The organism is Candidatus Omnitrophota bacterium, assembly GCA_028717245.1.
Taxonomy (GTDB): domain Bacteria; phylum Omnitrophota; class Gorgyraeia; order Gygaellales; family Profunditerraquicolaceae; genus JAGUYA01.
Window position 1 is genome coordinate 77593 of the sequence record JAQUOD010000003.1, and the last position, 15771, is coordinate 93363.

At 44.5% G+C, this 15771-nt stretch carries 14 protein-coding genes; all 14 read left to right on the forward strand.

Annotated features, from left to right (window positions below; all coding sequences use genetic code 11):
- Nucleotides 1-2 precede the first annotated feature (2 nt).
- The 14 genes from nifS to PHV44_02855 all read left to right on the forward strand — a co-directional run bounded on the left by nifS (nucleotide 3) and on the right by PHV44_02855 (nucleotide 15742).
- Nucleotides 3-1166 (forward strand): cysteine desulfurase NifS, encoded by a 1164-nt coding sequence (nifS, locus tag PHV44_02790; protein MDD5592211.1) that lies wholly within the window; start codon nucleotides 3-5, stop codon nucleotides 1164-1166.
- Nucleotides 1166-2125: a biotin--[acetyl-CoA-carboxylase] ligase gene (locus tag PHV44_02795; GenBank protein MDD5592212.1), complete on the forward strand. Its 960-nt coding sequence runs from the start codon at nucleotides 1166-1168 to the stop codon at nucleotides 2123-2125. Before nifS ends, PHV44_02795 begins: the two co-directional genes overlap by 1 nt.
- A gap of 78 nt (nucleotides 2126-2203) precedes the next feature.
- Nucleotides 2204-4012, forward strand: a complete 1809-nt coding sequence (locus PHV44_02800; protein ID MDD5592213.1) for a TonB-dependent receptor — start codon at nucleotides 2204-2206, stop codon at nucleotides 4010-4012.
- A gap of 446 nt (nucleotides 4013-4458) precedes the next feature.
- Nucleotides 4459-5541: a tRNA 2-thiouridine(34) synthase MnmA gene (mnmA, locus tag PHV44_02805; protein ID MDD5592214.1), complete on the forward strand. Its 1083-nt coding sequence runs from the start codon at nucleotides 4459-4461 to the stop codon at nucleotides 5539-5541.
- Between the two features lie 36 nt (nucleotides 5542-5577).
- On the forward strand, nucleotides 5578-6522 hold the full coding sequence (gene nadA, locus PHV44_02810; GenBank protein ID MDD5592215.1) for a quinolinate synthase NadA: 945 nt from the start codon (nucleotides 5578-5580) through the stop codon (nucleotides 6520-6522).
- Entirely contained in the window at nucleotides 6523-7146 is a 624-nt protein-coding gene (locus PHV44_02815) for an RNA pseudouridine synthase (protein MDD5592216.1), read from the forward strand.
- Nucleotides 7147-8415, forward strand: a complete 1269-nt coding sequence (locus PHV44_02820) for an MFS transporter (protein MDD5592217.1) — start codon at nucleotides 7147-7149, stop codon at nucleotides 8413-8415.
- 81 nt (nucleotides 8416-8496) lie between these two features.
- Nucleotides 8497-11157, forward strand: coding sequence for an AMP-binding protein (locus tag PHV44_02825; GenBank protein MDD5592218.1), 2661 nt, complete (start codon nucleotides 8497-8499; stop codon nucleotides 11155-11157).
- Nucleotides 11151-11894 (forward strand): undecaprenyl-diphosphate phosphatase, encoded by a 744-nt coding sequence (locus PHV44_02830; protein ID MDD5592219.1) that lies wholly within the window; start codon nucleotides 11151-11153, stop codon nucleotides 11892-11894. The genes PHV44_02825 and PHV44_02830 overlap by 7 nt, the downstream gene beginning before the upstream one ends.
- Nucleotides 11891-12790: a PfkB family carbohydrate kinase gene (locus PHV44_02835; GenBank protein ID MDD5592220.1), complete on the forward strand. Its 900-nt coding sequence runs from the start codon at nucleotides 11891-11893 to the stop codon at nucleotides 12788-12790. Before PHV44_02830 ends, PHV44_02835 begins: the two co-directional genes overlap by 4 nt.
- Before the next feature lie 13 nt (nucleotides 12791-12803).
- Nucleotides 12804-13259, forward strand: coding sequence for a GatB/YqeY domain-containing protein (locus tag PHV44_02840; GenBank protein ID MDD5592221.1), 456 nt, complete (start codon nucleotides 12804-12806; stop codon nucleotides 13257-13259).
- Nucleotides 13260-13372: 113 nt separating this feature from the next.
- The gene (locus PHV44_02845) at nucleotides 13373-14434 is read left to right on the forward strand and encodes a 4Fe-4S dicluster domain-containing protein (protein MDD5592222.1); all 1062 of its coding nucleotides are present in this window, start codon (nucleotides 13373-13375) and stop codon (nucleotides 14432-14434) included.
- Nucleotides 14431-15246, forward strand: a complete 816-nt coding sequence (locus PHV44_02850; protein MDD5592223.1) for an FAD/NAD(P)-binding protein — start codon at nucleotides 14431-14433, stop codon at nucleotides 15244-15246. Before PHV44_02845 ends, PHV44_02850 begins: the two co-directional genes overlap by 4 nt.
- A 4-nt stretch (nucleotides 15247-15250) precedes the next feature.
- The gene (locus PHV44_02855) at nucleotides 15251-15742 is read left to right on the forward strand and encodes a 4Fe-4S binding protein (protein MDD5592224.1); all 492 of its coding nucleotides are present in this window, start codon (nucleotides 15251-15253) and stop codon (nucleotides 15740-15742) included.
- Nucleotides 15743-15771: the final 29 nt, after the last annotated feature.

The window sequence follows — 15771 nt, forward strand, 5'->3', positions numbered from 1 at the left end:
CTATGAAGAGGATATATTTGGATTATGCTGCTACCACTCCCTGCGACCCCGAGGTTTTAAAGGCAATGGAGCCGTATTTCTTTGAGCAGTTTGGTAACCCTTCCAGTATTCACACCGAAGGCCAGGAGGCAAAGGCAGCGATTGAAGAATCCCGCGCAAAAGTTGCCGCATTTTTAGGTGCTAAGCCGGAGGAGATTACCTTTACTTCCGGCGGGACAGAATCCGATAATTCTGCTATCCAGGGCGTAGCCTATGCCCAGGAAAAGAAGGGCAATCATATTATTATCAGCGCTATTGAGCACCATGCCGTAAGCGAACCCTGCAAATTTTTAGAAAAGAGGGGTTTTAAAATTAGCCATATTGGCGTAGACAAATATGGTCTGGTTAACCCCGCTGATATTGAAAAGGCGATTACCGATAAGACAATCCTTGTTTCGGTGATGCATGCTAACAACGAAATCGGCACCATCCAGCCCATTGCCGATATCGGCGAAATTACCAGGGTCAAAGGCATATATTTTCATACGGATGCGGTCCAGACAGTAGGGCATATTCCGGTGAATGTGGATACCTTAAATATTGACCTCCTATCTTTGTCGGCGCATAAATTCTATGGGCCCAAGGGCGTGGGTGCCTTGTATGTCAGGAAGGGCACACGCATCGAGAGATTTTTACACGGAGGCGACCAGGAAAGAGGCAGGCGCGCATCCACCCATAATACCCCGGGCATTGTGGGATTAGGTGAGGCCATAGAACTCTGTCAGGAGAAGATGGCAGATGAAGCCAAACTTCAGATGCGTTTACGCGATAAGCTGCTTAAAGAAATCCAAAACAGGATCCCCGAGGTTTACTTAAACGGCCATCCTCAGCAAAGGCTGCCCAATAACGTTAATTTTTCCATCAAATATATTGAAGGCGAATCCATGCTTTTGAATTTGGATATGCTGGGTATTGCCGCTTCCACAGGTTCTGCCTGCACCTCTACTTCTTTAGAGCCTTCGCATGTATTGCTGGCTATCGGATTACCCCATGAAATCGCCCATGGTTCTTTAAGGCTTACTCTGGGCAGATGGACAAAAGAAGAAGATATAGACTACCTCTTAGAGTGCCTGCCGCAAGTCGTGGAAAAACTTCGAAAGATGTCTCCCCTCTACGAAAAGAAGTAATGATGCAAGAAAAGATCCTCGATTTCCTAAAAAGAAAACAGGACTATATCTCCGGTGACCTGATCAGCCACCGTTTAGGGATAACGCGCCAGGCATTATGGAAGCACATCCAGATACTTAAGGATGCCGGTTATGATATCGTGGCTGTGCCGCATTTAGGGTATAAACTTGTTTCCTGCCCGGATAGGCTTATGCCCCTTGAAGTAAGCCGCGGGTTAAATACAAAGTTTGTGGGAAAGAAAATTCGCTATTTTGATACGGTCTCCTCGACTATGGATGTGGCTTTACAGTCAGGGATAGAAGGTTCAGGTGAAGGTACACTTATTTTAGCGGAGACACAGACCAAAGGCAGGGGCAGATTAGGCAGGGAATGGTTTTCGCCCAAATATAAAGGTATATATTTTTCTTTGATCTTAAAGCCGAAAATTTTGCTTAACCAGACGCCTCTTTTAACTCTTATGGCCGCAGTAAGTATCTGCGAAGCGATAAAAGAAAAAATAGCCCTAACCTGTCAGATAAAGTGGCCCAATGACATACTACTTCACCATAAAAAAATAGGCGGGATACTGACCGAACTGAATGCCGAAGCAGACTTGAGCCGTTTTGTAGCCATTGGTATCGGCTTAAATGTAAATAATGATAAAAAGACACTTCTTGCCGGCGCGACATCTTTAAAAGAACAGGTCAGGGAAGAGGTAAACCGGCCGGATTTATTACGGGAGATATTGCATAAGATAGAAGAGAACTACCTTATTTTCCAGAAACAGGGCAGCAGGCACATTATTGATAAATGGCGGGAGTGGAACGTAAGCCTGGGCAGGAGGGTAAGGGTAGCCTGTCAGAAAATACACATCGAAGGTCAGGCCCTGGATATCGATACAGACGGAGGGCTATTGATCAGGGATGACTCCGGATTAGTCCAAAAGGTCATGAGCGGGGATGTGGTACATTGCAGGTAAATGTAAACCTATAAATATAATTTAGTTGACAATAACCGCGCCTTCCTTATAATAATTATTATGCTTAAGAGGCGCGGTTTGTTTTTTATAATTATCCTATATTTTTATGCCGTATCCTACGCCCAAGAGGATTCAGCCGGTGATAAAATTTTTAAGAGGCAGGAGGCGCCGTTAGATTTAGAGCCCATTGTTATCACTAAAAGCAGAAGCTATCTTCTGCATCCTTATCCGCTTGATTCCGATGCCTTAAAAAACTCTCCTTACGACTCTCCTGTTGAAGCATTAAGTTTCCTACCCTTAGACCTGCAGAGCCGTTCTCCAAAATCCGGTATACAGACGGATTTTTCTTTACGGGGTTCTAATTTTCAAGGGGTCTTAATGCTGTTAGACGGCCAGCGCATTAATGACCCCCAGACAGCCCATCACAACGCTGACATACCTTTGACTAAGGAAGATATAAGAAGAATCGAGGTCACCCCGGGGGCAAGTTCTAGCCTCTTTGGCCCGGATGCCATCGGCGGGGCTATAAATATGATTGTTAAAAAACCGCAGGATAAGAAGATAGTTTTAGAATTAAAAGGAGGCCGCTACCAGAGCAAATCCGCGCTTTTGAGCGTAAGCGATAAAATAGATAACTTGGGTGTAAGGTTAAGTTTAGAAAACCAGGATTCTAGGGGGTTTCGTTATGATACTGATTTTAAGAAATTTACCGCTACTTTGAATTCGTCCTTGGATATCACCGACGGAGAGTTCAATATCCAGGCGGGGTATCAGGAAAAGCAATTCGGGGCCTATGATTTTTATACGCCGGGCTTAGGTTATCCTTCCGAGGAATGGACCAAAACTTATTTATGCAGCGCCGGGTTAAATCTGGATAAGGCAGGCTTTATGATTAAGCCGAATATGCTTTGGCGCCGGCACTATGATAAATTTATGCTGGATAAGACCCAGGTGAGAAGTAATTATCTTAACCATCATCACACGGATATTTATACCCCCAATATTTATCTGCAGAAGGAAGCAGGTATTTTAGGTAAGCTGGGCCTGGGGTTAGAGTATGGAGAAGAGTGGATTAACTCCACGAATTTAGGTAAGCATACCCGAAGGCATAAAAGCCTATTCGCGGATGAAAATAAAGAATTGAATGATCAATTATCTTTGGGTTTATCCTTTCGTAGCGATGACTTTGATAGTTTTGGCTGGGTTTATACCGGCTCAGCCAGTTTTAGGTATAAAATTTCCGAGAGAGACTCTTTGCGTTTTGGCGCTTCCAGAAACATGCGTATTCCATCCTTTACTGAACTTTATTATAGTGACCCTACTACGCTGGGTAACACTGATCTTTCCGCCGAAAAATCGCTGAACTACGAGGTCGGGTATGATTATAAAAAAGAAAAATTATCGGCAGGCCTTACTTTTTTCTTAAGGCAGGAGAGTGATTCTATTGATTGGATAAAACGCGAACCATCCCAGGCCAAGTGGCAGGTAGAGAATATTACCGAAGCAGACGTAGTGGGCCTGGAAAGTTATTTAAGGCTAAAAATAAGCGAGCGCGTAACTGTGGATTCTAATTATTCTTATATTAATAGACACGCGGATGACCGGGGGTATCTTTATAAATATGGCCCGAATTATATAAAGCACCTGGTGAATACCGCGCTTACCTTTAACCTACCCTTCGGGGTTCAAACTTTGGGGCTGACCTATAAGAAAAAGCCGAGTCGCCGCGGCTGGCTCCTTTTAAATACCCGCCTCTGCCATAATCTTCCCAAAAACTCCCAAATCTTTTTAGAGATTACCAACCTCCTCAATGTCGAATATCAGGAAATAGAGGGCATACCTCAGCCAGGCCGCTGGATTGAAGGCGGGTTGCGGGTTGAATGGTAATTAGTAGCGGCTGCCTTACCTAACCTCAACCCCATTTCCTCTCTCGCAGTAAGGTGCTCGTCGCATTCGGCTTGACTTCTTCTGTAAGCCCCCCATCCCCCGCTGATATTTCAAATGAGGCGGGGGTTACTCATAGATGCTAAGCAGTACGAAGTCTCGCCTCATAAGAGTGCTCCTGCGCTCCTTATGCTCGTTCGGAAACGGGCTTGAGGTTTGCAAGCGGTTTTCAAATAACGGAGAATTCAGCGGGTGACGCGGGGGATGCCTCGAGGAAAATTTCCTGTCTGCCGGCAGGCAGGGAGAGAGGCTCACTCCGCGGTGAGGACCCGCTGCCTGATAACAGGGAGAATAAAGCACGAAACAAGACAAGACAGACGCTAATTATTCCTATTCCTTTTGAAGAGGGTTGCCTTATGGTATAATAAATTACATTTATAGGGAGATATATGAAAGAGCGGGTAGCGGTGGCGATGAGCGGCGGCGTGGATTCTTCTGTAGCAGCAGCCTTGTTAAAAAAGCAAGGTTATGAAGTTATCGGGCTGACTATGTGTTTCAATTTAGCTGATTCTACTACAAAAAGGCCTAATTGCTGCGGTCTAGAGGGAATAGAAGATGCCCGGCGCGTGGCCCATAAATTAGGGATAAGGCATTATGTCTTGAATTTCAGCAAAGTTCTGAAAGAAAAGGTCATCGCGGATTTCTGCCGGGAATATTTAAGAGGCAGGACACCCAACCCTTGCGTAAGGTGCAACCAGTTTATAAAATTTGATGCCTTGTTGAAAAAGGCCCTCTCCTTAGACGCTGGGTTTCTGGCTACCGGACACTATGCGCGCATAGAAAAAGTCGTTAGTCGTCAGTCGCTAGTCGTTAGTTATTTACTAAAGAAAGCTAAGGACAAAAAGAAAGATCAGTCTTATTTTTTATATTGTTTAGGCCAAAAGCAATTAAGGCGCATACTTTTTCCTTTAGGGGATTATACGAAGGAGGAAGTGAGGAATTTAGCCAGGAAATTTAATTTACCCATCGCGGATAAATTAGCCAGCCAGGAGATATGTTTTCTCCCGGATGCGGATTATCGTAGGTTTTTAAATACGCACGCTAAGGCAAAGATAAAGCCCGGCCCCATACTGGATAAAGAAGGCAATGTATTGGGCCAGCATCAGGGGGTCGCTTTTTATACTATCGGACAGCGTGAAGGATTAGGTATTGCCAGGGGTTATCCTTTATACGTGATAGAAATAAACCCCGGAAATCGCAGCATAATAGTAGGTAAGAAAGAGGATGTGTATAAGGATGAGTTTTATCTTAAGAATACGCATTTTATCATCGGTCTTAAGAAAAAGAAGGTTGCCCTAAGAGTAAAGATAAGGTATAATCACCCCGAAGCGCAAGCACAGGTTATAGTTACGGGACGCAAGGTAAAAGTCAAGTTTAGTAAACCCCAGTTTGCCGTTACTCCGGGCCAATCCGCAGTATTTTATGATCATGATACGGTCGTAGGCGGCGGAGTCATCGGTAAAGTTTTATAAAGAGACAGGTACAATCTTAATTTCGCACCAGGTGCTATGGTTAAGGATATTTTAGAGAAGAAGATCGGGGAGTTAAAAAAGAAGCGTAATGCCGTTATCTTAGTGCACAACTATCAGCTCCCGGAGGTGCAGGATGTGGCGGATTACCGGGGGGATTCTCTGGAACTAAGCCGCATTGCTGCCAAGACCGACGCCAAAGTGATTGTTTTTTGCGGGGTGCATTTTATGGCTGAAACGGCGTCAATTCTCTGCCCCGATAAAAAAGTGATCATGCCTGACGCGCAGGCAGGCTGCCCCATGGCCAATATGATTACTGCCGAGGACCTAAAGAGGCTAAAAAAACAGCATCCCGAAGCAATAGCAGTGGGTTATGTGAATACCTCGGCAGAGGTTAAGGCAGAGCTGGATGTGTGTTGCACTTCGACTAATGCCGTCGCAGTAGTTGAAGCCATAGCAAAAGATTCCGCCGCAGGCGGATCCGCCTTCGGCGGAAAAAAAGAGATTATTTTTGTGCCGGATAAATATCTGGCAGACTTTGTTTCCAAGCAGACAGGGAGGAAGCTTATTTCCTGGAATGGATTCTGCCCTACCCATGTCAAGATGTTACCCGAGGATATCAAAAGAGAAAAGAAATTCCACCCTCAGGCTAAGGTGATGGTGCATCCGGAGTGCCTGCCTCAGGTGGTGGCCATGGCAGATGCAGTGCTTTCTACCAGTAAGATGTGCCAGTTTGCCCGTGAGACAGAGGCAAAGGAGATAATTGTAGGCACAGAGGTTGGCCTGATCTACCGCCTCAAAGAAGATAACCCTAAAAAAGAATTCTATCCTGCTTCAGAGAGGGCAGTCTGCCCTAATATGAAACGCACTACCCAGGAGAAAATCCTCTGGGCATTGGAAGAACTTAAGCAGGAGGTAAGGGTATCTGATCAAATCCGGTTACGCGCCAGGAAATCCATAGACAGGATGCTGGAAATAATTTAAGTGAATATCCCCGTAATTTATGAAGATGATTGGCTGCTGGTTTTAGATAAACCTTCCGGATTACTCACTATCCCCACCCCTAAAAATGAATCGCGCACATTGAGTAGCATCCTGAATGAGGATGCAAAAAAAAGAGGCCTGTCTTATCGCCTCTATCCCTGCCACCGTTTAGACAGGGAGACATCCGGTTTAATCATTTATGCCAAAGGTAAGTCTGTTCAAAAAAATATGATGCACGCCTTCAGGGATAGAAAAATAAAAAAGACATATCTGGCCTTTGTGCAGGGGAGGTTAGCGCTAGAAAAAGGGGATATGCGTTATCCTATTGAAGGTAAGAACGCTGTTACCGGATACAGGGTAGTGGAAAAAAGAAACGGCTTTACGGTGGTAGAGGCAGCACCTTTAACCGGAAGAACCAACCAGATCAGGATACATTTTAAGCGGATCGGGCATCCTTTGCTGGGTGAAACAAAATTCGCCTTTCGCCGCGACTTTGAATTGAAGGCCAAACGCCTGTGTTTGCACGCGCAAAGATTAGAATTCGCACATCCGGTAAGCAAAAAGATAATATCGCTAGCTGCGCCTTTAGCCGATGACATGCGGGATTTCTTAAACAAACATTAAATGCCTTTTAACCCGAAGAAGTTAAAAAGCCCGTTTTTAATTTTCTCCTGGGCGCTCTATGACCTGGCCAACCAATTCTTTGCCTTAAATATCGTCTCGCTTTATTTTGTGCGCTGGGTGACTATAGAAAGGCAGGCCCCGGAGATACTTTACAGTATCGCCTTTGCTGTCTCCACATTTTTTATCGCGGTTTCCGCGCCCATACTGGGGGCAATTTCCGATATGACGCAAAGACGCCGGCCATTTTTAATCTATCTTACTTTGCTTTCTGTTGTATTCACCATGGTCCTGGGCGTATCTAATAATGTAATCATGGCGCTTTTATTCTTTATCATCGCAAATTACGGCTGTCAGACCGCCACGGTTTTTTATAATGCCTTGATGGTCAATATCACGCCCCCGAACAAAACCGGTTTGGTTTCCGGATTCGGGAAAATGATGAGTTATGCCGGGGCAGTCCTGGCATTATATATGGTTAAGCCCACAGTTTTAGAAAGCGGTTATCGGGCGACATTTTTGCCCACAGGTATTTTATTCCTGCTCTTTTCTCTGCCCTGCCTGATTTTTGTCAGGGATAAACCATCCCCGATAGCCGTAGGCTTTAAATCCTGTTTAGAAAAGGATAAAATACTTTGCATCTTTAAAACCCTCAAAGGCACTCTTTTTGACAGGCATCGATTTCCCGGGTCAGATTTTTTAAAATCCGCCTTTTTTATTTTCTGTGCGGTTAATGCCGTTATCCTTTTTATGTCCATATATGCTACACGCGCCTTCGGGTTGAATGAGGCGGAAGTGGTCAACCTGATTATTGTCTCCACCCTCTTTGCCATGGCAGGGAGTTTATTCTCGGGCTTTATCAGCGATTACCTCGGGCATAAGCGTGCGATGGCTGCGATATTCCTGCTGTGGGCAATATGTTTTTTGTGGGGGGCCTTTGCCAGGGATAAACACCTTTATTGGGTCATCGGCGCTTTAGCCGGTGTAGCCTTGGGTTCTACTTGGACAGTGACGCGCGCTATGGCGATTAATATTGTACCGGTAGAAAAAGTAGGCGAGATTTTTGGCCTTTTTAATCTAGTCGGGTATCTTTCTGCTATGGTGGGGGTCATTTTCTGGGGAGTCCTGATTTGGTTTCTCTCTCCTTTGGGAGAAGCAGGATACCGCATCACGCTTTTGAGTTTAATTTTATTTATTGCCCTGGGTTTTATTTTTCTGTTACGCTTGCCAAATAATAAATCAACCTACGGCTACTCCGGTCTAAAGACTTAGAGTCCGTCACGGTTGATACTGAGCGGCCAAGCTCCATCTGTGTCCTAAAGGGACGTGAGTTTTGTGGCCGCGAACGTATAAATGCCTGAAGAAAACTTAACTATACCACAGATATTCAATCAGGTTGCCTCCCGATTTCCGGATAAGGTAGCCTTAAAGATTAAAAGGGGCAACCAGTGGCAGAATTTTACCTACCGGGATGTGCAGGAACGCTCTTTGCAGGTAGCTACTTTTTTGATCCAGGCCGGATTCCATAAGGGGGATGCCGCCATATTAATAGCGGAGAACCGTCCGGAATGGGTAATGATTTACCTGGGCATTGTCCGTGCGGGATTAATCTGCGTTCCGCTAGACCCGCAGTTAAACGCGCAGGAAATAAAAAATCTGGTTAGTGATAGCGCGGCCAAAATTATATTTTGCTCTTTGGCCATATTTAAGGAAAAGATTAAGGAGTATATCCAAAATGGCGCTATAAAAACCGTTGTCTTAGATGCCCCAGGCCTTGGCCATGAGAACCTGATAGATTTTTCCCGCTTTAAGGATGTGCCTTCGGATAAAAATATGATGCCGGATATCACCCGGCAGGATATCGCCTCGCTTATCTACACCTCAGGCACAACCGCTACCCCCAAGGGGGTATTATTAAGCCACGCCAACATCTGCTCTAATTTTCAGAGCATAGCAAAACTGAATATTTGTCTGCCTTCGGATAATTTCCTGGCTATTTTGCCTTTGCATCATACCTATGCCTTTATGATTACTTTAATCGTGCCTTTATTTTTAGGCACTACCATTACTTATTGCCTGAGTTTTAGCCCTTCTGAAATAAGCCGGGCCCTGAAAGAAGCAGATATCAGTATCTTGGTAGGCGTGCCGCAACTTTTTTCAATGTTATATAAAACCATATTTGAACGGATTAAGAAAATCCCCGGCTCATTCTTGCCTCTTGCCTTATGGCCGCTAAGAATTAAAATACGCCGGGAATGGAGGGGTTTGAGGTTATTAGTGAGCGGCGGAGCAAGGCTTGAGCCAAAGATCGCCCGGGGTTTAACAAAATTATTAGGGATTAAGTTAGTTGAAGGATATGGCCTGACTGAGACTTCTCCTGTAGTCACCTTGAATCCCCCGCAGAAGATAAAGTTAGGTTCAGTGGGTAAACCCATACCGGATGTCCAGATTAAGATTTTTAATCCCGATAAATCAGGCATAGGTCAGGTTTTAATCAAGGGGCCGAATGTAATGCAGGGGTACTTTAAGCATCCGGAGTGGACTGAAAGTGCGATAAAAGAGGGTTGGTTTTATTCCGGGGATTTAGGCTATATAGATAAGGAGGGTTATCTATATCTGGTGGGCAGGGAGAAAGAAGTGATTGTTTTAAGTTCAGGTAAGAATATCTATCCCGAGGAATTAGAGGAATACTACGGCAGGAGCCCTTATATAAAAGAAATATGTATCCTGGGGTCTGCGGAAGAAAAATTCGGCCAGCCGATAATATCCTTGTACACCGTAGTGATACCTAACTTAGAATATTTCCGCAGGATGAAAGAAGCGAATATCCGCGCAAAAATCCGTTGGGAACTGGAGAACCTGGGCAAAGGCGCGCCTTCCTATCAACATATCATGGGTTTTACCGTGGCCAAAGAAGAATTACCGCGCACGGCCTTGAAGAAGATTAAGAGGTATCAGGTTAAAGAGAAATACCTTAAGGAGATAGAGACGCCTTCTGTTTCCCCGGCAGTTCCCGTAAAAGATAATTTAGAGGGTTTAAATAAAGATATCGCCGGAAGAGTCATCCGTTACATATCTCAACAGACACGTAAGAGCGTATATTCAGAGAGTCATTTAGAGCTGGATTTGGGCATTGATTCTTTAACTAGGGTAGAATTGGGTTTAGGGCTAGAAGAGATCTTCAAAGTGAAAATACCCGATGAGCTGCTTTATGGCGCGGATACCGTAAAAGAAATTATCCTGAATCTCTCAAAACTCATCGAGGCGCCTCTTGCTGTAACGCAGAAAGCAGGCGCAACCGCTGCGGGAAATTGGAGTTATATTTTAAGCCAAACCCCTGAAGATAAAATTCTGCGGAAAATCAGAATAGAGCCGCGTTTTCTGGATAAGCTGTTTACCCGGATACTCCAGGGTATTCTCTTATCCGTCTTTCGGGTATTCTGGTTTTTAAGGATAGAAGGCAGTAGTAACCTTCCCTTAAGCGGGCCGTATATCATTTGTTCTAATCACGCCAGTTATCTAGATGGATTCCTACTTTTTAGCAGCATTAAACCCGTCCGGGCAATAAATTTATTCTTCTTAGGTTACAGCGCTATCCTGGAGAAACCTTTTATAAGCTGGGCAGCCAAGTCAACGCGCCTCATCTCTATTGACCCCAATATGCACTTAATTCAAGCCTTGCAGGCTGCTTCTTTTGTGCTGGCGCAGAAAAAGATAGTCTGTATATTCCCGGAGGGGAGGCGTTCTATAGACGAGAATATGGGCGAATTCAAAAAAGGCATAGGCATTCTGGTTAAGGAACTGGATGTAGCAGTAGTGCCGGCTTATATTAAAGGTTCGCACTATTCCTGGCCGAGGACCAGCCGCCTGCCGCGCATATATCCTTTAAAAATTATCTTTGGCCGGCCCTTATCTAAAGAAGAATTATTAAAAAATAAAGAAGGCCCCGCAATTGATGATTATGGGTTGATTGCGCAGAGATTAAGGGAGGAGATCGCAAAGTTGGCATGTTAAGTTATATAATATTGGGGATAATCCAGGGCATCACTGAATTTTTTCCGGTGAGCAGCTCTGCTCACCTGGTTATCGCCCAAAAACTCCTTGGCGTAAATGAACAGGCGCTGGTTGTGTCGGTAGTGTTGCATTTGGGCACATGTGTAGCTTTAATCATCTTCTTTTTTAAGGATATATTAAATTTATTGCGCAATTTTAAGCTACTCTCGTATATAATAATCGTTACCTTAATCACGGGCATCATTGGTATTTCAGGGAAGGATTTTTTTGAGAAGCTCTTCGGTTCTCCGGTGCTGGTTGCCCTGGCATTAATTGTTACCGGAGCAATCCTTATTTTTACTAAGAAGTTCATCCGGGCAAAGAGGAATAGCCCGAATATAAAAGATGCCCTTACTTTAGGCCTTACGCAGGGTATTGCGATTATACCGGGCATTTCGCGCTCCGGGATAACTATCTCCACGCTTTTGTTCAGGGGGGTAGACAGAGAAACGAGTTTTCGTTTTTCCTTCCTTGCCTCTATCCCCGCGGTCTTTGGCGCGGCAATATTAGAATTGAAGGATATCAGCCTCTGCGGTAATTTAGGAGCGGGGAATCTGGCTATTGGTTTTGTCTTCAGCCTGTTAACCGGGATCCTCTCCCTTAAAATATTAAAGATGATCTTAGGTAAAGCCAAACTTTACTATTTCGGATATTATTGTATAATTATTGCTGTGGTTACCTTATTGTTTATAAAATGAGTATTATTGTTTTAGGGACAGTAGCCTTAGACACGGTCAAGACGCCTTTTGGCAGGAAGGAACATCTGCTGGGCGGTTCAGCCGCGCATTTTTCCATGGCGGCGCGGCTCTTTACCGAAGTGCACCTGGTAGCGATTATCGGTGAAGATTTCCCCGATAAACATATTGATTTTCTGCGCAAGAAAGGCGTAGTCTTAACTTCCCTTATTAAAGAAAAAGGCAGGACCTTTAAATGGGAGGGAGAATATAAGGGCGATTTAAATACTGCCCTTACCCTGAATACGGAATTAGGCGTACTCTCCGCTTTTCGTCCGGTTATCTCCGAAGAGCAGAAGAGGATTAAACACATATTCCTGGCTAATGTCGACCCTGATATCCAAAGGCACCTTCTGGATAATATGCGTTCTCCTGCCCTTGTGGGTTTAGACAGCATGAATTATTGGATACGCCATAAGCGTAGTGCGCTCCTGCGTTTATTAAAGCGGATAAATATATATGTAGCCAATGACCAGGAAGCCAGGGCATTATCGGGCGAGAATAATTTATTGAAGGCGGCCAGGCATTTATCTTCCCATGGGCCGAAGATGGTCCTGATTAAAAAGGGCGAACACGGAGTAATTTTTTACAGCGATAAATTTATTTTTTGTATCCCGGCGTATCCCACGGATAAAGTAGTTGACCCTACAGGTGCAGGGGATACCTTTGCTGGAGGGTTTATGGGTTATTTAGCGAAGGTAAGAAAAATAAATGCTGTCAGTATTAAGAAGGCAATTGCCTACGGCACCATAGCCGCTTCCTTTAACGTAGAGGATTTCGGGCTAAACAGGACTAGCTGTCTTACGCCAGGCGATTTAGAACGCAGGTTATCCAGGTTCAGGGGCCATATTTTGTTTTAACCAGGGGGTATTGATGTTAGAAGAAAAAATTTTTAATGACTATAAAGAAGCGATGAAGAACAGGGACAGTTTGAAGAGCTCGGTATTGAGTTTTTTACGCGCCAGCTTCATGAATACGGCGATTGAGAAGAAAAAGAAGAATCTTGATGACAACGATTGTATCGCGGTGATAAAAAAACAGATAAAACAGCGGCAGGATTCCATAGAGCAGTTTCAGAAAGGTAACCGTCAGGACCTGGCGGATAAAGAAAACAAAGAATTGGATATCCTCAAATCATATGTCCCCGCGGAAATGAGCGTTGATGAGATCCAGAAGATAATTGAAGAGGTTATTTTGTCTGTCGCCGCATCAGGCATGAAGGATATGGGTAAGGTCATGAAAGAGGTAAACGCTAAAATCGCCGGCAGGGCAGACGGCAAGTTAGTCAGCGACCTGGTAAAGACGAAGCTTTCCCCGCCCGCGCCTTAAGTTTTTGCCTTGACAAGAGCGATTAAATATAGTATTTTAGAGTCACATTTTATTTTTTGAGAGGGTTATCTTGTGATAGTTTTCACAATATCCCGCCCAACAAATTCTCCGTTATGCACCAGATATATTATATTGAATCCAATCAGTTAGAGACTCTTTTCCAGAAATTAAAAAAGAGCTATAAGGTATTCTCTCCGGTAGCTAAAGGGCCGAATTACACCGCAAAGGCGGATTATTCCTATAAAGGCCTCGCCGAAGGCGAAAGCCCCGTGTTTAATCCTTACCGGGCAGTTGAACCCCTTAAGTCCTTCTTTACCTATGCCCAGGATCAGGCCGCAGAATATTTTAACCGCGACGAACCGGTTTTGGATTCAATGCAGGTTATAGTATTCGGCGTTAAAAGTTGTGATATAGCAGGCCATAAGGTGCAGGATTTTGTATTCTTAGAAGGCGTAGAGGTAGATTCTCTATACCGTTTAAGGCGGGACAACACAATACTTATTTCCGGTGACTGCACTGATTTCAAGGATGTCTGTCATTGTCTTGCCTGGGATATACTGCCGCACCCCACAGAGGGTTTTGACCTTAATTTCTCGCCTCTGAATGATGGGTATTTAGTAGAGGTGGGTTCAAAAAAAGGCGAAGGCCTTATCCAACAATACCAGGAATATTTCACTCCGGCAAAGGAAACCCAGATAGCAGGCCGGCGGGTAAAAAGGGAGAATCTTATCGAGCGCCTTAAAAGGCATCTTTTACCGCAAAAATTGGTTTCCAAGGATAGTGTGCAAAGATTAATGAGAGAGGGCTATAACCTGGATACCTGGCAGCAGTTTATGCTTACATGCGTCGAATGCGGCGGATGTAATCTTATCTGTAATACCTGTCATTGTTTTCTCCTGGCGGATAAGAAAGAAGGTAATATTAACAAGAAAGTCAAAGTCTGGGATTCCTGTCAATACGCAAATTTCACCAGGGTCGCCGGAGGGGCCAACCCTTTAAAGACCAGGACGCAGAGGTTAAGAAACAGGTTCCTGAAAAAATTCGATTTTTTCGTGGATAATTTAGGCATGCCTGCCTGCTGCGGATGCGGCAGGTGTATTGAGGTCTGCCCCGGTAAGATTGATATCCGGGAAGTTTTAAAAGACGTAGCCAAAAAGCTTAGTGCCTCCAAATGAAGAATATTTATCGGCCCATAGAAGCTGTGCTTGAAGATATCATTACCGAGAGCCCTACAATAAAGACATTTGTTTTAAGGCCCAAAGAGCCCTTTGAATTCAGGACCGGGCAATTTATCGAGTTGACTTTACCCGGGGTGGGCGAAGCGCCTTTTACGCCTTCATCTGACCCTAACCTGAAAGACAAGATAGATGTGACCATAATGAATGTGGGTGAGGTCACCGCGCTTTTACATTCCAGCGCCAAAAATATATCCTTAGGCATACGCGGCCCCTACGGCAAGGGGTATCCCCTGGATAAATTTGAGGGTAAAGATATTTTAATCGTCGGCGGAGGAGTGGGGCTGGCGCCTTTACGTTCTTTATTATTCAGCCTATTTGCCGATATTGATAAATACAATAAAGTAGTATTGCGTTACGGCGCGCGTACTGCCAATGACATCATATATAAGGAAGCCATTCCGCATTGGGCAAAAAAGAAGAAGGTTGACCTGGTTACGACAGTGGATATGGGTAGCCCCGAATGGAAAGGAAACGTCGGCTTAGTAACCACGATATTAAAGGACCTGCCCCTGGATTTGAAGAAAGCAATTTGCGTTGTCTGCGGCCCGCCCATCATGATGAAATTCGTCACTTTGAAATTACTGGACTTAGGGTTTAATCCTAAAGACATATACCTGTCTATGGAAAAGAATATGTCCTGTGGCCTGGGTAAATGCGGGCATTGCCGTATCGGCAGTTATTACATTTGTAAGGACGGCCCGGTGTTTACTTATGAGCAGTTAAAGGATTTGTACGATATATGGGATTAGATAGATGAAACGTTTATTTGTCGACTTAGACATCTGTAACCAGTGCAAAGATTGCAGCGCATTCTGCGATTATTTTTATCATCCGCAGAATAACGGGATCACTTCTTTGCGCGAATATGCCACCTTTGCTACTATCTGCCGGCATTGCGAAGAGGCGCCCTGCGTAAATTCCTGTTATCATAATGCCTTGGAACGCTCAAGCGACGGTCACATTAAACGTTATAAGATGCGCTGCACCAGCTGTAAATCCTGTTCTGTAGCTTGTCCCTTCGGGATAATCTTTCAGGATTTCATCCTATATCTAGACTCCAGGTGTGATTACTGCGTAGGCAAGAGCGCTAAGTTGCCTAAGTGCGTAACCAGCTGCCCCCATAAGGCCATAGAGATTAAAGAAATAGAAGAGGATTTGGAGAAAAATATTTATTTTGTAGGCGAACATCTGGCTGTGCATACGCGTAAGTGGTCGAAAGAAGACTTGCAGCCAAAAAAGAGATGACAAGTTCGTTATAGCGTTATAGGGTTATA